Here is a 20,355-nt window from a genome sequence, read left to right on the forward strand (position 1 = left end):
TCTATGGGTACAGATAAAAATCTAGCATTTGATTCACTGTTTAGTCGTTTTAGGAAAATTAGTCCAGTCAATGGTCTGGATGCTTCAGACCCTGATAATGCGATGCAAAATAACTACGCGTGGTCCATAACAGAAATGTGCGGTTATATTTACGTGGGCACAGCCCGTAACATTCCCTATTCCATATTTGCTAACCAAATTTTTGGGGATATTCCTATCCCGGAAGAACTAACCCCCAATGATGTGGTGATGCGTGGTGAAATCTGGCGCTATAAGAAAGATGGAAGCCGTGGCTGGGAGAGGGTTTACAGGACACCGGAGAATTTGGTTAATTTAGGTTTTCGTTTTATGATTACTTACACCACCCCTGCCGGGGAAACTGCCATTTATGCTGGAGCACTTACCCTTAGCCCAGAACTGTTCATGGTAAAATCAACAGATGGCGTAAACTGGAAGATACTGGACACCGGTATTCAAGGCTTTTCCACTAGATATATGGTAGAACACAAAGGAAAACTATATATGGGTGCTTTACCTCTGACCGGTCTAGGGAACTCACAGCTTTATAGTAGTTTTGACCCAGAGCGGGATGGTTGGCAAATTGTAAATCTAAATGGTCAACCGGATAAAAATCCCAGTGGTAACATAGACCTCCTACTGAGTTACAATAATCACCTCTATGTGGGAACCGGACGCCCCACTGGCTTTGAAATTTGGCGTACTTTGGGGGATGAACCGATAACGGACAACTGGAAACTGGTGGTTGATAAAGGTGCCGGAGACGCTAGGAATGAACATCCCTGGTCGCTGGCAGTCTTTAAGGATTATATTTATGTAGGTACTGCCATTGAGGCAGCTGTCTTAAGTTTAAATCCTGATCAACGTATTGTTCCACCCAAAGGTTTTGATGTAATTCGCATTGATCGCCGTGATAACTGGGAATTGGTAGTTGGTGGCATACCAGTGGTACCTACACAACCTACCACGGGCACCAGAGGTTTACCCCTAAGCGGTATTCCTTCTGGTTTTGGCAATATCTCCAATGCCTACTGCTGGCAAATCCAAGCCCAAGGTGATGAACTTTATCTTGGCACCTTTAGTTGGTCTGTGCTGATTCCTTACTTTCTACCTTTGCTGCCAGATATATTAAGGGAGCTGTTATCCATTAACTCAAAAAGTTATCAAGATGCTTTGCTTAATTACTGGAAATACTTGACTCAAGTAGACCAGTTATTTGAATATCTACCAATCGAGAAAATTTTAGATCGACTAGCTGACTTCCTATTAAAAATCGGTCGCAAGACCCTAGGCTTTGATTTATGGAAGTCACGTGACGGTATTAATTGGGAACCAGTTTCCTTAAATGGCCTGGGAAATCCTCATAACTACGGAGTCCGTATGCTCTTCCTGGCAAAGGACTGCGATTTATATTTAGGCACTGCTAACCCCTTTGACGGGCTGGAGGTTTGGGTAAAACCCTGGAAATCCTTCCATCAACCCTGTTGTTAAATCAAGTAATTAACTTTATGTTATTTCCTTCTTAGGGGAAATTACAAAAAAGAGACCCCAGTGTGTGAAGTGTGACCTTTTATTTTTGGTGCACTTCACTCTCGGGTCTCTTTTTACACCTGCAACCTTACATTGTTTTTGCTCTAGGCTGAAATGGTTTTCTGAAAAGGTAGTGGCCACAGGGACCCTCTGGACAAAGCTTACCCTGGGCCACAACCTGTTGACCCCGAATAAATACATACTCTGACCTGCCCTGCTGCTGCCAGCCCTCATATGGGGTATAATCTACCCTCTGCCTATGGGTGGCGGCACTAATTATTTGAGACTGTTGGGGATTCCATACCACAATGTCAGCATCACTACCCACCATTAAGGAACCCTTACGGGGATATAAACCAAACAATTTAGCCGTGTTGGTGGCTGTTATGGCCACCAATTGCTGCATACTGATTTTCCCGGTTTGTACACCATAGGTATACAAGAGACCCAATCGATGTTCTACCCCAGGAGCACCACCTGGTATCTTACTGAAATCCTCTAACCCCCTTTCCTTTTGCCCATGGTAATTGAACGAGCAGTGATCTGTGCCAGTGGTGTCCAGAGCGCCACTCTGTAAACCTAACCACAAAGCCCCTTGATCCTCTGGTTTGCGTAAAGGAGGTGACATGACATATTTAGCACCCTCAAAGCCTTCCCCAGCATAATAGGATTCATCCAGTAATAGATATTGAGGACAAGTCTCGGCATAAACTTCTAAACCTCTGGACTTGGCCTTCACCACTTCCTGCAGGGCACCCGCACAACTGAGGTGTACAATGTAGACTGGTGACTCAGCTAATTCTGATAACATGATTACTCGTGAAGTAGCTTCCTTTTCAGTTACTGCAGGTCGTGTGAGTGGGTGACATTTTGGTCCAGAGCAACCTTGTTTCTTGGCCTGTTGGATCAGTACATCGATAACATCCCCATTTTCACAATGGAAGCAGGCTAGGGCACCAATGGTTTTACAATGCTGCAGTGCCTGAAAAATTTCTCCATCATGTACCCGCAAATGCTTGTAAGCAGTATATAACTTAAAGGAAGTAATGCCTTCCTGCTGCACCAAAGCCTCCATTTCTGCAGGTACTTGACTATGATAATCAGTAATACCCATGTGAAAACCATAGTCGGTGTAACTTTTTCCGCCAGCCTTAGCCTGCCATTTGGCTAAGGCCACAAGGAGACTCTCTCCCTTTTCCTGGGTGATATGATCGATAATGGTAGTAGTACCGCCCACCACAGCAGCGGCTGTACCGCTGGCAAAGTCATCGGCTGTGGTAAAGCTACCTGCTGGCATATCAAAATGTGTATGGGGGTCAATGGCACCGGGTAATAGATTACATCCTTCCACTGAAATTACTTTATCCTCTGGTTGGGCTACATCACTCCCAATGGCAACGATTTTTTCCCCTACCAACCGGATATCTGCCTGATAACAATCAACTGCTGTAACGATAGTTCCCCCACTTAGTACGATTCCCATCAACATTTCCCCTTGGTTTTATTTATTAATGCAGAGACAGTGCACTCTTGGGACAACGGGTTACACAGAGACCGCAGCCAAAGCATTTTAGGGGATCAATTTTAAGTTGCTCTTCCCGGGTGATAGCACTGTAAACGCAGCTAGTCTCGCAAATACCACACTTGCTGCATGCCTCATGGTCAACCTCCGGGGCAATGGACTCAGCCCGGAAGGCTCGCTCAGACATTTTTTTAAGGGTAAGACCTTTGATTTGAGCTACATCGGTATAGCCATGGCTGTCTAAGAAATCGTTTAATTCCTTGGCAATCTTCCCGTATACGTTGGGACCTTTAAGAATCCCTTCTGTGCAAACCTGAACAGCCGAGGCACCAGCCATAAACATCTCTGCTACATCACGGCCGTTGGTGATACCGCCCACGCCAAATATAGGTATCTTAACCACCTGAGCCACATCATAGATGCAACGCACAGCTAGAGGGCGAATGGCAGCACCGGAAAGCCAACCATAACCTGTTTTACTCCCCATCAGCGGTAGTCCAGTATCCACATCAATACCCATGCAAGGTCCAAAGGAGTTAATCATAACCAGACCATCTGCACCTGCTTCTTCTGCAGCTTTTGCTATATCCTTAATATCAGTGTGGGGGCTCATTTTTAAAAATACAGGTACATCCACTTCTGCCTTAGCGGCCTTTAAGGCATTGATCATTGGAGCTGAATCTGTGCCCACATAATGGGTAGATAGTTCCAGGGCATCGGCATAGGGTTTTACCAATCTGGCCAATTCACTAATTTGCTCAGCAGTGTAACCTAGGCCGATAATCACAGGTACCCCAGTCTCTTTCGCCATTTTGTACTCTTTTTCTAACCATTGTTCCTTAGGCAACTCGGACCACAATTCAGTGTTTAAAAAGCCACCCTTAACCTGGGCCATGCAAGGACGGGGAACTTCAGCAGGGTTTACAGAGATAGTTTTAGTCACAATGCCTCCCGCACCGCCCTTGACAGCCGCCTGGCACATGGCACCATCCTTGGAACCAGGGCCAGCGGCTGGCATCACTGGGTTAGGAAAATCCAAACCGCATATGTTTACGCTGATATTAGCCATGATTTTTACTCCTTTTTAGAATTTCTAAATTTAATGGGTACTATAAGCCGCTGTTTCTGCTTCGACATCCTCAGCGTTATCAGGTTTTTTCCCAATTTCATTAAAAAAGTAATTTAAGACAATGGCGGCTAAACTACCAGCAGTAATTCCACTATGCAAAATCAGTTGGGCCCATTGGGGCATGTGATGATAGAAAGCAGGTGCTGCCAAAGGAATCAGACCTAGACCAAGGCTCACTGCCACAAGCATCGAGTTATTGGTACCGTCGAATTTTACTTTACCCAGTGACCGGATACCACTGGCTGCCACCATTCCAAACAGGGCAATACCTGCACCACCCAACACTGGTTGAGGGATTGCCGCTACCACAGCTGCTGCTTTAGGAAACAGCCCCAGTGCAGCCAAAATAATACCCGCAGCCACAACCACAAAACGGCTTCTAATCCCAGTAAGGGCTAATAGTCCAACGTTCTGTGCAAAGGCTGAATGGGGAAAGGTATTCATGACACCACCCAGCATAGTGGAAAAGCAGTCTGCCCGTAAACCTCTGGTTAAACCTTCCCTGTCCACTTTTTGGCCAACAATTTCCCCCACAGCTACCATGTCGCCAGTGGTCTCTGTCATAATCACAAGCATGGCCAAGGTCATAGCCAGAATAGATGCTAAGTCAAAGATGGGTAACCCGAAATTAAAAGGAATAATAATTTGTAGCCAAGAAGCAGTTGCTACCTGTGAAAAGTTTGTCATTCCTAAGGGGATGGCAATGATTGTACCAAAAATCAATCCTAAAAGTACTGCAATACTCTGAAAGAAGCCCGTAAAGAACTTAAACATCAAAATAACAAACAACAGTACCACAAGGGCTAGACCTATATATTTCAGACTACCGAAATCAGGAGCAGAAGCATTTCCCCCGCCGGCCCAACGTACTGCAACAGGCATCAGAGAAATCCCAATCAGGGTAATAATGGTGCCCGTTACCACTGGTGGGAAAAAGCGAATAAGCCTACTAAAATAGGGACTAATTAGAAATCCAATCAAACCAGCGGCTATGGTGGCCCCAAAGATGCCCCTCAGTCCATGCTGAGCCCCCACCATCACCATTGGTGTAACAGCAGCAAAGGAAACACCTTGCATAATGGGACTGCGAATCCCCAGCTTCCAAATACCCAAAGACTGAATGATCGTGGCAATTCCACCCACCAGTAAATCAGCGTTAATTAGATATATTAACTCCTCTCTAGATAACCCCAAGGAGTTGGCAATGATGATAGGTACTGCCACGGCACCAGCATACATTGCCATCACGTGTTGTAATCCAAAAACAAACAATTGTCCCCTTGGTAACATCTCATCAACGGGAGCAACATGATCTGCCATATTACCACCTACTTTTTCTTAGTGTTAGTATTTATATTATTTTTTTAAAACCTGTCCCACATTTTGTGAGCTAACTCCCTTGCTTTAGCATAGATTTGCTCTTCGTCAATGCCCTGCAGCCGTCTATTGTGCATGACCACCCGTCCATTAATAATGGTGGTTTCCACCGCTCGTCCAGACATGCCGAATAAAATATGGCCATTGATATTTTCACTGGTCATTGGTGTGGGAGGGTTGTAATCGACAATAATTACATCGGCATAGGCACCTGGTTTCAAAGAACCCAAGGGTTTCTCGAAGTACTCCTGGCATACTATAGGGTTGTTCTCAAACAGCATGGTAGGTACTTCCACCCAGGCAGCACTGGGATGCTGTTGAGTGTGTTTATGCAGAACATTGGCCACCTTAAAGGACTCAAACATATCACTGGTATAACCATCGGTTCCCAGCCCCACGAAGACACCCCTTTGGATCATTTCCATGACCGGAGCAGCACCCACGGCATTCCCCATATTGGATTCCGGATTGTGCACTACCCGGCTGTTACTTTGTTTTAAGAGAGTCATTTCATCCTCATTGACATGGACACAGTGGGCAGTAATGGTTTTAGGGCCTAGCATGTCAAAACTGGCAAATCGCTCTACTACCCGTTTACCATACTTTTCCTTGGCGTCTGTAACATCGTCCAGCCCTTCGGCAGTATGCACATGATAGCCAACACCGGAACCGGCATTTGCTTCACAGCATTTTGCCAGGGTAGTATCGCTGAGGGTTAGGGAAGCATGTAACCCAAACATTCCCTTTACTAGGTCATCATGGGCATCTTTAGCATGGCCGATAAAATCCATATTTTCTTTAATGCCTTGTTCCATAACCTCCACACCATCCCGATCGGATACCTCGTAACAGAGACAGCTGCGAACACCTATTTCCTTAGTAGCCTTAGCAATAGTAAACAAACTTTCCCTTACTGCCCCGGGGCTGGCATGGTGATCAAAGATAGTAGTAGTTCCATTTTTAATACAGTCAATAAGAGGCAGTAAAGCACTATAATAGACATCCTCCAAAGTTAGTACTTTGTCTAATCGCCACCACAAGCGTTCCAGTATCTGGAGAAAATTACCGGGGGGAGCATCCTTAAGGGCCATACCCCGGGCAAAGGTACTGTATAAATGCATATGAGTGTTAATCATGCCGGGCATTATTATTTTACCTGCGGCATCGATAAATTCTGCTTCGGGGTATTTTTTTTTCAGATTCTCCGTAGTTCCTACATCTGCAATTAAATTGTCCTGTATGGCTACGCAACCCTTGGGTAGGTAAGGCTGAGTAGCATCCCGTGTGATTACTTGTCCATTACCAACCAGTAGCATCTCGCCACTCCTTTATTTCACACTTTTTCTCAAAACTCTGCCAGCTAACAGAGCTTGATAAATACCCTTTTTGATAACCCCATGGCCGTTAATAAATACATACTCTATACCTTCGGGATATTGAATGGGATCCACAAAGGTTCCCTTGTCAATGACGGTTTCAGGATTAAACACAACTATATCGGCAAAATAACCGGTTTTTATTGTGCCCCTTCGTTCAAAGCCAAAGACATCCGCCGGGCGGGAAGTCATCTTACGGATGGCATCTTCTAGGGTCAAGACCTTTAGCTCCCTTACATAACGACCGAGAACCCGTGGAAAAGAACCATAAACCCGGGGATGCGGCTTGCCAGCCAGTAGTCCATCGGTGCATACGTTTTGCTCTGGGCGGGTCAAAAAGGTAATGACGTGCTCTTCCTTGCCATAAAAATCCACCATTCCTACGGCATTTTCTTCCTCATACAATAAATCAAAGGTGGCCTCATAGGAGTCCTTCCCGCGCATCTCACCGATTTCTATTAAACTCTTACCCACCAAGTCTTTGTTCTTCTCTGTCTTAACACTGGTGACAAAGATTTGATCTAAACCTGCAAAATCCACAAAATCATCCCAGCCAGGGATACCATGTTCCATGTCGTAAATCATCTTTTTCCTTTGCTCTGGGTCTTGTAAACGCTTAAGCAGCATATCTGTGCCTCCATCGTGGGCCCAGGGAGGCAAAATCACACCCAGCATGGTACTGCCGGCTACATAGGGATATTGATCATAGGAGATTCGAATACCCTCTGCTTCTGCCTTATCTAAGAACTCCAATACCGGTTCAATATACCGCCAGTTTTTTCGTCCACAGACCTTAAAGTGTGAAAAGTGTATCTTGACACCGGAACGTCGGCCAATTTCAATGACTTCTGCCATTGACGGTAGAATGGTGTCAGCTTCACTTCGCTGGTGCACCACAAAAACACCGTCAAACTCTGCCACCACTTTGCACATTTCAATAATTTCACTTGTTTCCGAGTAGGCACAGGGCATGTAGATGAGACCTGTTGATAATCCGTAGGCACCGGCCTCCATCTCCCGCCGGGTTACGTCGCACATTTTTGATATTTCCCCTGAAGAAGGTTGGCGATTACTTAGTCCTAGTGCTTCCATCCGAACATTACCGTGAGGCACCAGATAACTCTGGTTAAGGCCTACTCCCTGCCGTTCCATGAGTTTTAAATAACCCTCTGTAGTCCGATAATGCCAATCTATAATATCACTATCACCATCTAAACCTGCCAGATTCTTGCGCCAAGGACTGATATATTCTTCTGGCAACGGTGCCATAGAGATACCGTCTTGTCCTAATACTTCGGTGGTTACCCCCTGACGGATCTTCGGCTCGATATAGGGGTCAACCAATACTTTGAGATCCGAGTGGCTGTGGGTATCAATGAACCCCGGTGCCACTACCAAACCACTTACATCAATAACTACATCGTTATCCTGCTCTGGAACATCTCCAATGGCGACAATACGCTCTCCCTCAATGGCCACACTGCCGAGGAACCCCCTTTGACCTGTTCCATCTACGATTAAGCCGTTCTTTAGTATTGTCCTCATATGTTCTCCTTACTTTAACACCGACTTCATAATGGCGTAGTAACCTTTGGCACCCTTGCATAGCTGTTCTAACTCGATATATTCATCAATTGTGTGGGCTAGATTTTCTTGGGAAGGACCAAACCCAATGGTCTTGATACCCTTCTCCCCCGCATAGTGGCTGCCATTGGTACAGAAGGAATAATGGGTCACTTCTGGGTTCAAGCCAATTTCCCTAAGGCCTGTAAGTGCTGCTTGCACCAATTCATCCTTTTCGTCATAAAGCCAACCAGGAAAGAAACGTTCTCCTTTGATAATCTCACCGGTGTGACATTTTTCTTGTCCCACAGCAAAGGAGACCTTGGCTTTAAAGTCAGGATCTTGCTTTTCCATTTCAGCAATTAGTGTCTTAATGGGAGCTAACACGGACTCAGGGGTTTCACCTACCAAGAGTCTTCTGTCATAGGTTGCCCGACAATATTCAGGAACCACAGAGGCTCCGGGATAGGGAGAAGACTTAATATCAGTTAATACCAGAATCCCTTGCCCCAGCACCTCCTGTTCCTGGGTATCAAGTCCCTGGATACGATCAATTAGCTTGGACATCATTAAAACTGCATTAATGCCCTTTTCGGGGTTTGCAGAATGGGCAGGTTTGCCAAAGGTTTCGACCACTATTTCTGCCCGCCCCCTTTGTCCACGCTTTAAATTAAGCTCCGAAGCTTCTCCAATGACCACATAGTCCGGCTGTACAGCTTCGCTGATTTTTCTGGCTGCAATGCCTTCAAAGATTTCTTCGTGTACCACTCCGGCCACATAAATTTCACCGGCAAAGTCCCGCTGGGTGTCCTCGGCAAAATAGGCAGCAGCAGCAATCATGGCACTTACTGCCCCTTTCATATCTGATGCACCGCGACCATAGATTTTACCATCAACAAGCTCACCACCAAAGGGTGCGTGAACCCATTTGGCATCGTCTGGTACTGGTACAGTATCAATATGGCCATCGAATAAAATTCTTTTGCCTGGTTTTTTCCCTTTTATTTGACCTATCACATTGCCATAGCTGTCCACAAAATAATTATCAAAACCCATTGTCTTAAAGGCTTCGGAAATGCTCTTTACTACCTTACCCTCTTCACCTGAATAGCTTTGCTGGCGTATCAATTCCTGACATAACTGAATTAACTCTTGTTTTCTTTTTTCAGTAAGCATTCTTTCTACCACCCCACTATTGTAGTTTTAGTTGTAGCTAGGGTTTTTGCCGTCCCACACTACTTTACGGTAATGATCCGGGTCGGTATCTCCTTCGGTGCTAAACAAGAGAATACGCGAATCTTTAGTGAGACCCAGTTTAGTTTTGGCTACTTCCAGTTCAGGGCTGGTCATCAATTCAAACAATAATCCAGTGGTAACGGCACCAGACTCACCAGAAATAACCCGTAAATCATCCAAAAGCGGATTGCCCAGTACCCTCATTCCTTTAGCCGCCAACCAGTCGGGACAGGAAAAGAACATATCACTATAGTCCCTTAATACCTTCCAGCCAATGGTATTGGGTTCTCCACAGGCTAGACCAGCCATAATGGTATCCATATCTCCACCCACCACTCTAGGTTTGCCATCGTTGGCCAAAGCCGATTTATAGAGACAGTCAGCCTCCTTTGCTTCAACGATAACGGTTTTGGGCCTTTCTTGACCAAATACCGAGGCAAAATAACCTTGCACGGCACCAGCCAGGGAACCCACACCAGCCTGAACAAATATATGAGTGGGTTTTTCTACCTGTAGCTCTCTCAGTTGATCCAGCGCTTCAGCCGCCATAGTGCCGTAGCCCTGCATAATCCAAGTAGGAATTTCCTCATAGCCTTCCCAGGCAGTATCCTGAACAACGATCCAGCCGTACTTTTGGGCATTTTCAGCGGTCAGCCGGACAGCATCATCATAGTTCATATCTACAATAGAGGCCTCGGCTCCCTCGGCGCGTATATTTTCCAAACGGGTGATGGAAGAACCCTTTGGCATATAAACCACAGACTTTTGCTTTAGACGGTTGGCAGTCCAAGCAACACCACGCCCATGATTGCCATCGGTGGTAGTAGCAAAGGTGATTTCGCCTAACTGCCTACGTGTTTCCTCAGAGGTTAAGGTGTGGTAATCCAATTCACTTATATCCTTCCCGAGTATCTGAGCCAAATATTTAGCCATGGCAAAGGAACCACCCAAAACTTTAAAGGCATTTAAGCCAAAGCGATAGGATTCATCCTTGACATAAATACCAGCTACGTCCAAATATTTAGCTAAATGATCAAGGCTTCGCAAAGGAGTAATACTGTATTCTGGAAAACTTTGATGAAATTGTTTGGCCTTTTGTATTTCTTTGTCACTTAAAAAGTCCGTGGAAGCTTGCTCTTCTCCCAACATTTTGTTAGCTTCCCATAGAATCCTATCCATAAGGCACCTCTCTTAGCGTTTTATCATTAATATTTTCAACTATCATGCCAATAATCAGGTGAAAATATTGGTTATAAAAAAAACGCCTGAAGAATAGTTTCTTCCTGCGTCTCTTGACTCAAGTGACTCAAGGGGACGGTTCTCCTAAGTGACTCAAGGGGACGGTTCTCCTGAGTCTTTTCCTGTTGACTCAAGGGGACGGTTCTCCTGAGTCTTTTCCTGCACGGCTTAAGAGAACCGTTCCCTTAAGTCCCACATTTGCTGCATTAGCAAGTAATCTTCCGGTGTATCAACATCATAAAAAATCTCTGGACTGGTCACATCAAGATATTGAATGCACTGGGGGTGAGCCTGTAAGATACCTCTCGCTCCTTGATCTCCTGTAAGCTGCAATAGATCGTATCGCCAACAGCTAAGGTCAAATAAAACTGGGTTACCTCGTTGATTTTGCCAACGAGGAACTACCAGGTTAGCACCACTCTGCCAGTAAGTATTTATCATTTTATTAAGTAGAGACTTGTCCACCAGAGGCTGGTCAGCCAGCAAAAAAAGTACTGCCTTGGCCCGAACATCCAATGATTGGACTGCTAAACGGACCCCACTGGCTCGTCCTGTCTCCCAGTTATCGTTATGGAGTATGCGCAGGGGCAAGCCTGTAAGTACTGGTACCACTTTTTCTCCGGCAGCCCCGGTAATGACTATTACTTCTAACAGATCAGCCCCGCAGGCTGCCACTGCTACCTGATAAACCATGGGTTTACCACCTAAGGGTAGCAGTTGTTTGGGCTGACCCATCCGCTTAGCCCCCCCTGCTGCCAACAGTACAGCTGAAACCAGGTTATTTACCATATTATCCTCCTGAATCATTAGCAGTAACAAACCTTTGCCGCACTAAACTACCCATAATTATATTTTGAATCTGGTTATGTTTTTTAGATAAGATACCTTTAGCCAATTCCTGGGCCTGCCCGAAGCCTATGGGCCCTTCCACCTTATTTATAAAGGGCATCACTTGGCTCTTTGCTGGGCATTGTTTCAAATAGCCCTGGGGATGAAAGAACAACTTAAGTACCATATCAACGGTAATGTTAGCTTCTGCTGGGGCATCAATCATTTGCGTAACTCGTTCTGGGCGGTGAACAAAGTAGCTATTTAACGGTACTCCAATCACATCAATGCCAATGACCGGGATAACTAACTTACTACTGGCAGGGATCACTGGTTCATGGTTTAAATGACCCTTAAGGGATCTTCCTGCAGAACCGTCTCCCTCAACTATAAAAAAGATATAGGGTAACTTAGCTGCCAGATAATCTACCCAGTCCTTTGGTATACCTACCATTTTATCTGGGTTCATATCATCCATTCCTAAAACCAGTACAACTGGGCCCTGCTCTGCTACTCCATTTCTAAGTAAATCTAAACCCTCTGTGACACTATTAATCTTGCTAAAGCTGCTATCTGAAGACAATTTTGTGGTGGAAGTGGCTACTGCCCTTACTCCGTTAGATTTTAGAAGATTTACTAAGTAGAACATAAGTCCTGTCTTGCCGCCGCCACCAATAAGTGTTATCACCTTAGGTGATGACAATTTATCAAGAAATTCTTGCCATACGAATGGTTTGCTAATCATGGCTTATTGAAAAGGTCATCCTCTCTCCTCTGATTTATAACCCTTGGCAGCAGGTCAAAGCAGTGCTGCCAAGAAAAAAATCAATGGACCTAAAACAAATCACTCAATGGGAAACCTTAATTTATTTTTTCTTAACTGGAGTGAGTCAATGCACGGTCTTTTTGACTCAACAAAAACCTTGGAAAATCCTCTGCGGGAATTGGCTGGCAAAATAAAAAACCCTGCACTCCATCGGATTGTTGCATTTTCAAGAAGTCATATTGTTCAAAAGTTTCTACCCCTTCAACGATAACCTTTAATCGAAGTTTTTTAGCCAGATTAATCAGAGATGCTACTACAGCGCTGTCCCAGGTTTCTGTGGTCTCGCTGATATCCTTCATAAACTCCCGACCAATTTTCAAAGTGTCTATTGGTTGCAAATGTTTTAAATAATTAAAGGCACAAAAACCCTTGCCAAAATCATCGATGGAGATATGAACACCTAGGGCCCTTAACTCCTGCAGCACCTCAAGGGTGCAATTCAGACTCCGAATGGCCACACTTTCAGTAATCTCCAATTCTAGATTTTCTGGTTGTAACCCAGTTTCGGCTAAAATACAAGCAACCCTGTGGGACAAATCACCCTGCAATAATTGTCGGGCTGACATGTTGACTGCCACCCGGATAACTGGCAGGCCAGCATCCTGCCAGGCTTTATTTTGAGCACAGGCCTCTTGCAGCACCCACTCTCCTAGAGGAACAATAAAACCAGTTTCCTCCGCCAAAGGAATGAATTCACTGGGCAGTAAGAAACCAAATTGCGGATGCTGCCAACGCAATAGAGCTTCCACAGCATACATTTGCCCAGTGACAATATCGTACTGGGGCTGGTAATAAATCATAAACTGTCTCTGTTCTAACCCCTGCCGCAGACCTTGTTCCAATTGCATTTGCTTCAGGGCATGATCCTTCATCTCCGAAGTAAAGAACTGGTAGGTACTTCTGCCAAGTTCCTTGGCACGATACATAGCGGCATCGGCGTTCTTTAAGAGTTCTTCTATGTCACCCCCATCCTGAGGGCTTAAGGTGATGCCAATACTGGTACTAATATTGATCTCAGTTCCCCCTAACATAAAGGGGGTCTGAATTTGCTGAAGAACCCGACTGGCCAAAGTGGCTGCTTGAGCTGCATCTTGGACTTGGGCCAAAATAGTAAACTCGTCCCCGCCTAAACGAGCCACTAGGTCATTCTGACAAACACAATTTTGCAGTCGAAGGGCAACTTCCTTTAACAGTTGGTCCCCCATATGATGTCCTAGACTATCATTGACATTTTTAAATCGATCCAAATCCAAAAACATCACTGCCAATGTTTTTTTGCTGCCCTCTTGCTTTATAAGTTTCTCCATCAGTCGCTCACGGAACTTCAAACGGTTGGGTAAATCTGTCAATGTATCGTAATAGGCTAAGTAAGTGATTTTCTCTTCAACCTGTTTGCGCTTTTTGGCAATGACCAAAAGAGTAATGGTCAGTAGGGTTAATATCAAAACTACTATACCATATAGAAAAAAAATAGCATCAGCATGTACCTGAAAAAAATAAAACACCAGGAACACCTTCCTTTTTTACATAATATGTAAAATATAAAGGAATGTTGACAGGTGTCTGGTGCTTAATTTATTAAAACCGCTCTAAAATTCCTTTGCTTTTTCCTTAGCAGCAGCAATTGAAGCATTGACAGATTGTTCTAGAACCTCTCCTTGCAGTACACCGGTTAATTCTGTACTAATAGTGCTGATGTTCTCTACTCCCATAAATCCTAAAATAGTTTTTACGTAACGGTCTCCCATTTCAAATTGAGCAGCTGGCCCCTCACTGTATTTACCACCCCGAGCCACTATATGTACTGCCTTTTTTCCTGGGGCCAGCAAACCAACTGGTCCCTGTTCTGTATATTTAAAGGTAACCCCTGCCAGAACCACATAGTCAAAATAAGCCTTTAGGATAGCAGGAGAACCAAGGTTCCACATGGGGGCAGCAATCACATATTTATCTGCAGCGGCGAATTGCTGGGCATATTTCTTCATCACTGTCTCTTGACCAGAATACATTTGTCCTAACATCTCGGCATCCAAGAATTTAATGCCTTCTTTATATAAGTCTAAAGTAACAATTTGATCACCGGGATTCTTTTCCTGATATGTTTTAATAAAAGCCTCTGACATTTTAAAAGTAAAAGAATCCTCATTTGATTTGGGATTTGCCTTGATATAAAGAACCGTACTCATTTTAAAATACCTCCCTTTATAATTTTACAAAAACTAGCAACCTAAAGATATTTTTACATATAGATGATCCCCTGGCAATACATTCTAAATTTTCTGATAATTTTTCTTGCTTCTTTTGATTGTTTTACCCATAGGTAATTTACCCCATTATCTATAACAAAATGCTTAGAAAGATTTTAGGATAATAATCTTTTGTCAGATATTGTAACCTAATGGGTTTTATTGCCATACATTATAATCAACAATTACCATTTTATGGTATTGGAATATAATATTTTAAAGGAGGATCATTATGCAAAAAGGAAGGACAGATGATTACATTAGACCTAAACAAGTGGATATTTGCGTACCAGTGGCCTTCGCCACCCACGAACAACTCCATAAAGACGCCTTTGTGGACACTAATATCTTTGTATTTCCCTCAAACATATGCCGAGTTGAATGTGAAAATGTAGAGATTACTGATCGTACCATCACCTTTAACTGTGACCAATTAACCCTTTGTGTGGATTATATCCTCTGTTTCAAATTCTTTCCTAAAGTTGGGATGCCATACTGTCAAACCTTCCAATGCTGTTTTGTCAAAGAAGTTAAATTTAAAGAGTTTCATTATACCTCATACAAAAAACGCCATATCTCACTGGAAGATTTTAACGAAGCCCAAGGAGCTTGTGTAGAGGTAGAAGTATATCCTAAATTCGGATGTTTTAATAAACTCATCCACTTAACCAAATTCGATCCCTGCTTGACTCTTATCATAAACTTTATCCGCTTTAACATTAGAGTTAAGCTGCTACAGGATCGCAACCTTATTGTTCAGGCCATTGTCGGTGAGCCTGCTGTTCGTTTACCAAAAGTAGTTGAAAGCGGCTGTGGTTGCCGCATCAAAGACAAAGTATATAACCGTGAAGAGAATGATAAAGCTGCTGGAGATGTTGAGTCCGCCCTAATACCGGACATTGAAAAATTTAAGAAAGAGGCTTTAGAGGACTTCAGAAGTCAAATTGACAATAATGATAGTTATGAGAATTACTAGCTAGTACAGTCTCTAAAGGGAGCGGTCCGACAGGGCTGCTCCCTTTACTAGTTTTTTCGCCCAGCAACCTACACTTATTGAGGTCAACTTCCTAATGAAGAATGGGTACTTTTACTAGGTTGGCAACAGTTGTCTTGCGTCCTTGGTTTTATTGGTAGGATAGAGTAAAATATAGAAAACATGATTAAGGAGTGTTGTCATGTCTCTGATTAGGGAAACCGACTTGCCGGGAATTGGCAAAAAATTTGAAATCAATGCCCGTAGTGGTGACAAGATGGTGATTGTAGTACACGATGATGGTCGACGAGAAATACATCATTTTGATAATGACGACCCAGAGGAAAGTATTTCGATGGTCACACTGGATGATACCGAAGCACGCCGTATCAGTGGCATCATTGGTGGCTTAGCCTATGTCCCCAAGGCCTTGGAATCAGTGGAAGTAGCCTTTGATAATATGGTTTTTGAGTGGTATAAGGTGGAGTCCAGTGCTAAAGCCATTGGTAAAACCATCGGAGAATTGCATATCAGGAAAAAAACTGGTGCTATGGTTATAGCGGTTATTAAAAAGGATCATAAGATTATTAACCCTGGTCCCGAACAAGTTGTTAGCGAAGGAGCCACTTTAGTGGTTATTGGTGAAAGAAGGCAAGTAAAACTTTGTAAGGAACTCATTTTAAATGGGGGCCTATAAAACATGGGGAATCATGTACTTTTAGAAATTGGTCTGGCCCTATGCATTGTTGCTGCCGCTGGCTTGTTGGCGGCCCGCTTTCGCTTCTCCATCGTACCCTTTCTTATATTAGCTGGCATGGCTGTAGGCCCCCATGCCCCATCCTTTGGTGTATTTGATTTTCGTTTTATTGAGAGTGCCCCCTTAATCCAGTTTATGGGTAGGTTGGGTGTTATTTTTCTCCTCTTTTACCTAGGGTTAGAATTTTCCGTGGGCCGGCTATTAAAGGCAGGAAAAACAATCTTTCTGGGTGGCACTACTTATATGCTAATTAACTTTTCTCTGGGTATGGCATTGCCTTATCTATGGGGCTGGCCTATGCGAGAAATATTAGTGGTGGCAGGGATTTTCTCCATCTCCTCCAGTGCCATTGTAGCTAAAGTTTTAGTTGATTTAAAAAGGACCGTTAGGCCTGAAACAGAAATGATTTTGGGACTCATGTTATACCAAGATGTATTTGTGGCGGTTTACCTGTCCATTGTCTCCGGATTGGTACTTACCGGCTCAACCTCTGCAGCGGGTGTGATTCAGTCGGCTGTTATTGCCCTGGGTTTTATGCTGGGCTTTATTCTTCTGGGACGCAAACTATCCCCCAGTATAAACAGGATACTGAATGTACCCTCTGATGAGTTATTTATGCTGATTGTATTTGGGTTTCTTACCCTTGTTGCAGGTTTCTCCGAAACCATCCATGTGGCCGAAGCCATCGGTGCATTACTGGTGGGGTTAGTTTTGGCAGAGACAGACCATTTAGATCGTATTGAACATCTAGTTGTGCCCTTTCGAGATTTTTTTGGTGCCCTCTTTTTCTTTAGCTTTGGATTAAGTATTGACCCCTTTTCTTTAGGTGGAGCCTTTTGGCCTGCCGTGGTGGCAGTACTTGTAACAATTGTCGGAAACTTTGTCGCTGGCTTAATATCTGGACGCAAGGCGGGCTATTCATATCAGGGTGCTACAAATATTGGTTTAACAATAACCTCACGGGGTGAATTCTCTATCATTCTGGCCAATCTGGCTAAGGCCGGTGGTTTGTTGCCAATCTTACAACCCTTTGCAGCACTTTATGTACTGTTACTGGCCATTTTAGGACCTCTGTTAACCAAAGAATCCAAGTGGATATACAGTAAATTAGCTAAAGTATTTGGCTGGCCTGCCATTAAAAAGAAAAAACAAAAACAACCCTTGGATAATTATAGTTAAACCCTAGAAACAGGCACTAATATTACCAGATAAAGGTAAATTAGTGCCTACTTTAATTGCATTGGAATAATTTACATTTAAAATTTTATTTGTAACCCAAATTTCCTCATAGATTACCAACTTATAAATTTGCTAAAAAGGGACTTATTTGCCCTGTGTAATAAAGAACTAATCGGTGCTGCGCTCTGGTGCAGGCAATATAGAGGAGCTGTCGGTCAAATGATGTATGATAATTTTGCCTATTTGTGTTGATTACCAATACCACATCAAATTCTAGCCCCTTTGCTATATATGAAGGAATAACCATAACCCCCTTCTCCACTTGACCATCCATTGGCTGAATCAGGGTAAGTTTTATTTTACTCTTTAGCCTTTCATAAACATCAGTTGCTTCTTGTTGACCTTTACAAACCAGAGCTATGGTTTCATATCTCTGTGTTAGATAGTTTTTTGCATCCTCTAGAATTACCCGGTCCATTTCCTCAACATTTTGCACAGCTACTACCCGAGGCGCTTCCCCGTGGCGTTCAAAGGAAATAAACTGAGGTAACTCTTCCCCAAGTAGTTTCTTGCAAAACATATTAATTTCATAAGAAGATCTGTAACTCTTATGCAAGGATAATTTGATGGTCCTTTGCTTTTGCATTATCAGAGCTACTTCATCATAAAATGCACCAGCCTGATTTTTTTCAATAATTTGATTAACATCCCCTAAGAAAGTATAATTTGCAGTTACATCAAACAACAGCTTGAAGATTTCATATTGTAATGGGTAATAATCTTGTGCTTCGTCAATAACCACTTGTTTAATATCAGAGAAATAATTGCCACCCTCAATTTTTAATTTAAGATACAATAATGGTGCACAATCTTCGTATAATACCTCCCCCTTTTGTAGCTTTGCTGCAGTGGTGGAAAGTATTTGTTCGATGCCCTCAGGCAATTGCAAACCTCGGGCGAGCCTATAAAATAGTGCATGGTCTTGAAAAAGTAGATTATAAAGTTGCCAATAGTCTACTCTGGTAAATCTTTGCAATCGCTCCCGAAATAACTTTGCCTCCTTGATGGATAATAACCTACTAAAGGACTTAATCTCCAATTCATGACCTTCACTCTGTGCTACAAGTTCTTCTATACGAGCAAGTCGTAATTTACGTAAAGGCCTAACCTTATCCAAAACGATACTTTCTAGCCTTAGGAGTTTTTTAGCCAATGGTAAACCGGTTTTATCATTTAACAAACGGTTCTTTAACTGTTGTCGAGTTTCCAGGAGCACCCCATTGAAGTAAATATCCTCAAAGGGGATTAGCCTGTGCTGAAAATGCCACAGCAAACGCTCAAGAATTTGATGAAAAACCCTGGACCCCTTAAAGGCTAAGTTTTTCTCCCGGGCCTTACCTTTTTCCGAGCCTTGCAACTGAATTATAGACTCCAACTGAGACTCCCTATTTTCCAACCTAAATCTATCACCTAGGGCAGACTGGACAATCTCATAAAAGGTGGTTTGCCTTACATTCTCCTCCCCCAGTTCGGGCAAAACACTGGATATATAATTACTAAAGGTGGCATTAGGCGAAATTATTATCATATTATGGGAATCTAGACCAGAATGGAGTCCGTTATAAAGTAGGAAAGCAATCCGATGTAAGGCAATGGAAGTCTTTCCGCTCCCTGCCACTCCTTGTACAATTAACAGTTCGTTTTCTAAATCGCGAATTATTAAGTCCTGTTCCCTCTGAATGGTTTCGACTATAGTTCGCATTTTTGGAGAAGCATTGTGACCCAGAATCTCCTGCAAAACACCATCATTAATGGGAATGCTACAATCAAAAAAATATTTAAGCTGGGAATCTTGAATTTTGTATTGACGTTTTAATATAACCTCACCGGTAATCAGACCAACTGGTGCTTCATAGGTAGCTGGGCCTTGCTCATAGCGGTAATAAATACTAGAAATGGGTGCCCGCCAATCATATACATATACATTTTCGGTTTCCGGGTCCAGCAAAGTTGTAAGACCTACGTAAATCTTTTCAAATTGGTAAAAGCCTTCTTCAATAAAATCAAAGCGACCAAAATAAGGAGATGGTAGTATTTTTCTATACCTTTCTATTTGCTTAGAAGTCTCCAAGTAATTAGCTGTCCGGTCGTTCACCCCTGCTAGATATTGATTCATTTCTGTTAATTTGGTAAAGTCTCCGGGGGCATGACCAGTATTTTCCCACATATCCCGCCGGGCCTGAATTAATTCATTTTTCTTATATACCAGTACATCGTTCTCCTTATTCAGTTCAGCCCTAATCAAGTCCAGTACTTTTTCTAGGTACAAGCTTTCGTCCCGTAAAACAAGTTGATAATTATCCATTTGATCATCCCCATAATTGTTTTAGTGTTTGACAATCTATTATAAATATGTTATACTTATAACATAAATATATAATGTTGTATTTGTGTCTATCTCCTGATTATATATTGGTTGCTCTTTGGGGTAAAGTAAAATAGCATCAAAGTCGCTAATTTTTTTATATAACTTTGTGAAATTTATTTCAATCCTCA

The 20,355-nt window shown here is 43.2% G+C and carries 16 protein-coding genes; 4 read left to right on the forward strand and 12 right to left on the reverse strand.

The genetic code is table 11. From position 1 onward, the window contains the following. The first annotated feature begins 3 nt into the window (after positions 1–3). Positions 4–1,509 carry a hypothetical protein gene (locus tag ACYQ03_RS13550; RefSeq protein ID WP_459910447.1) on the forward strand — a complete coding sequence of 502 codons (1,506 nt, stop codon included), beginning with the start codon at positions 4–6 and terminating at the stop codon, positions 1,507–1,509. Between the two features lie 127 nt (positions 1,510–1,636). Here the strand turns inward: ACYQ03_RS13550 and hydA are convergent, their stop codons facing one another. The 11 genes from hydA to ACYQ03_RS13605 form a co-directional block, all read right to left on the reverse strand. Further along, positions 1,637–3,031, reverse strand: a complete 1,395-nt coding sequence (gene hydA, locus ACYQ03_RS13555) for a dihydropyrimidinase (RefSeq protein ID WP_459910448.1) — start codon at positions 3,029–3,031, stop codon at positions 1,637–1,639. A 25-nt stretch (positions 3,032–3,056) separates the two neighbouring features. Then, positions 3,057–4,139 carry a 4Fe-4S binding protein gene (locus ACYQ03_RS13560; protein ID WP_459910449.1) on the reverse strand — a complete coding sequence of 361 codons (1,083 nt, stop codon included), beginning with the start codon at positions 4,137–4,139 and terminating at the stop codon, positions 3,057–3,059. A 30-nt stretch (positions 4,140–4,169) separates the two neighbouring features. Next, entirely contained in the window at positions 4,170–5,519 is a 1,350-nt protein-coding gene (locus ACYQ03_RS13565) for a nucleobase:cation symporter-2 family protein (RefSeq protein WP_459910450.1), read from the reverse strand. Between the two features lie 44 nt (positions 5,520–5,563). Further along, on the reverse strand, positions 5,564–6,892 hold the full coding sequence (gene ssnA, locus ACYQ03_RS13570) for a putative aminohydrolase SsnA (RefSeq protein ID WP_459910451.1): 1,329 nt from the start codon (positions 6,890–6,892) through the stop codon (positions 5,564–5,566). Positions 6,893–6,904: 12 nt separating this feature from the next. Next, positions 6,905–8,497: an N-acyl-D-amino-acid deacylase family protein gene (locus ACYQ03_RS13575; RefSeq protein WP_459910452.1), complete on the reverse strand. Its 1,593-nt coding sequence runs from the start codon at positions 8,495–8,497 to the stop codon at positions 6,905–6,907. A 9-nt stretch (positions 8,498–8,506) separates the two neighbouring features. Next, positions 8,507–9,691 (reverse strand): YgeY family selenium metabolism-linked hydrolase, encoded by a 1,185-nt coding sequence (locus ACYQ03_RS13580; protein ID WP_459910453.1) that lies wholly within the window; start codon positions 9,689–9,691, stop codon positions 8,507–8,509. A gap of 27 nt (positions 9,692–9,718) precedes the next feature. Then, on the reverse strand, positions 9,719–10,930 hold the full coding sequence (gene dpaL, locus ACYQ03_RS13585) for a diaminopropionate ammonia-lyase (protein ID WP_459910454.1): 1,212 nt from the start codon (positions 10,928–10,930) through the stop codon (positions 9,719–9,721). A gap of 228 nt (positions 10,931–11,158) precedes the next feature. Continuing rightward, the gene (locus ACYQ03_RS13590) at positions 11,159–11,779 is read right to left on the reverse strand and encodes a nucleotidyltransferase family protein (protein ID WP_459910455.1); all 621 of its coding nucleotides are present in this window, start codon (positions 11,777–11,779) and stop codon (positions 11,159–11,161) included. A gap of 1 nt (position 11,780) precedes the next feature. Then, positions 11,781–12,521: a selenium cofactor biosynthesis protein YqeC gene (gene yqeC, locus ACYQ03_RS13595; protein WP_459910456.1), complete on the reverse strand. Its 741-nt coding sequence runs from the start codon at positions 12,519–12,521 to the stop codon at positions 11,781–11,783. A gap of 173 nt (positions 12,522–12,694) precedes the next feature. After that, positions 12,695–14,149 (reverse strand): putative bifunctional diguanylate cyclase/phosphodiesterase, encoded by a 1,455-nt coding sequence (locus ACYQ03_RS13600; RefSeq protein WP_459910457.1) that lies wholly within the window; start codon positions 14,147–14,149, stop codon positions 12,695–12,697. Between the two features lie 84 nt (positions 14,150–14,233). Then, entirely contained in the window at positions 14,234–14,830 is a 597-nt protein-coding gene (locus ACYQ03_RS13605) for an FMN-dependent NADH-azoreductase (RefSeq protein ID WP_459910458.1), read from the reverse strand. A 292-nt stretch (positions 14,831–15,122) separates the two neighbouring features. Here ACYQ03_RS13605 and ACYQ03_RS13610 point away from each other — a divergent pair, with 292 nt between their 5' ends. From ACYQ03_RS13610 to ACYQ03_RS13620, 3 genes are all read left to right on the forward strand, one after another. Further along, the gene (locus ACYQ03_RS13610) at positions 15,123–15,866 is read left to right on the forward strand and encodes a hypothetical protein (RefSeq protein ID WP_459910459.1); all 744 of its coding nucleotides are present in this window, start codon (positions 15,123–15,125) and stop codon (positions 15,864–15,866) included. 199 nt (positions 15,867–16,065) lie between these two features. Further along, a complete protein-coding gene (locus ACYQ03_RS13615; RefSeq protein ID WP_459910460.1) occupies positions 16,066–16,560 on the forward strand; it encodes a cation:proton antiporter regulatory subunit in 495 nt (164 codons plus the stop codon). A 3-nt stretch (positions 16,561–16,563) separates the two neighbouring features. Next, the gene (locus tag ACYQ03_RS13620) at positions 16,564–17,799 is read left to right on the forward strand and encodes a cation:proton antiporter (protein WP_459910461.1); all 1,236 of its coding nucleotides are present in this window, start codon (positions 16,564–16,566) and stop codon (positions 17,797–17,799) included. 121 nt (positions 17,800–17,920) lie between these two features. Here the strand turns inward: ACYQ03_RS13620 and ACYQ03_RS13625 are convergent, their stop codons facing one another. Next, positions 17,921–20,164 carry a HelD family protein gene (locus ACYQ03_RS13625; protein WP_459910462.1) on the reverse strand — a complete coding sequence of 748 codons (2,244 nt, stop codon included), beginning with the start codon at positions 20,162–20,164 and terminating at the stop codon, positions 17,921–17,923. Positions 20,165–20,355: the final 191 nt, after the last annotated feature.

This window comes from Desulfotomaculum defluvii, assembly GCF_054657375.1.

Bases quoted from the DNA above. Each gene is read 5' to 3' on its own strand.
- ACYQ03_RS13610 (WP_459910459.1), top strand. From the start codon at position 15,123: ATGCAAAAAGGAAGGACAGATGATTACATTAGACCTAAACAAGTGGAT.
- ACYQ03_RS13580 (WP_459910453.1), bottom strand. From the start codon at position 9,691: ATGCTTACTGAAAAAAGAAAACAAGAGTTAATTCAGTTATGTCAGGAA.
- hydA (WP_459910448.1), bottom strand. From the start codon at position 3,031: ATGGGAATCGTACTAAGTGGGGGAACTATCGTTACAGCAGTTGATTGT.
- ACYQ03_RS13565 (WP_459910450.1), bottom strand. From the start codon at position 5,519: ATGGCAGATCATGTTGCTCCCGTTGATGAGATGTTACCAAGGGGACAA.
- ACYQ03_RS13625 (WP_459910462.1), bottom strand. From the start codon at position 20,164: ATGGATAATTATCAACTTGTTTTACGGGACGAAAGCTTGTACCTAGAA.
- ACYQ03_RS13615 (WP_459910460.1), top strand. From the start codon at position 16,066: ATGTCTCTGATTAGGGAAACCGACTTGCCGGGAATTGGCAAAAAATTT.
- ACYQ03_RS13605 (WP_459910458.1), bottom strand. From the start codon at position 14,830: ATGAGTACGGTTCTTTATATCAAGGCAAATCCCAAATCAAATGAGGAT.
- ACYQ03_RS13550 (WP_459910447.1), top strand. From the start codon at position 4: ATGGGTACAGATAAAAATCTAGCATTTGATTCACTGTTTAGTCGTTTT.
- dpaL (WP_459910454.1), bottom strand. From the start codon at position 10,930: ATGGATAGGATTCTATGGGAAGCTAACAAAATGTTGGGAGAAGAGCAA.
- ACYQ03_RS13620 (WP_459910461.1), top strand. From the start codon at position 16,564: ATGGGGAATCATGTACTTTTAGAAATTGGTCTGGCCCTATGCATTGTT.
- ACYQ03_RS13575 (WP_459910452.1), bottom strand. From the start codon at position 8,497: ATGAGGACAATACTAAAGAACGGCTTAATCGTAGATGGAACAGGTCAA.
- ssnA (WP_459910451.1), bottom strand. From the start codon at position 6,892: ATGCTACTGGTTGGTAATGGACAAGTAATCACACGGGATGCTACTCAG.
- ACYQ03_RS13560 (WP_459910449.1), bottom strand. From the start codon at position 4,139: ATGGCTAATATCAGCGTAAACATATGCGGTTTGGATTTTCCTAACCCA.
- ACYQ03_RS13590 (WP_459910455.1), bottom strand. From the start codon at position 11,779: ATGGTAAATAACCTGGTTTCAGCTGTACTGTTGGCAGCAGGGGGGGCT.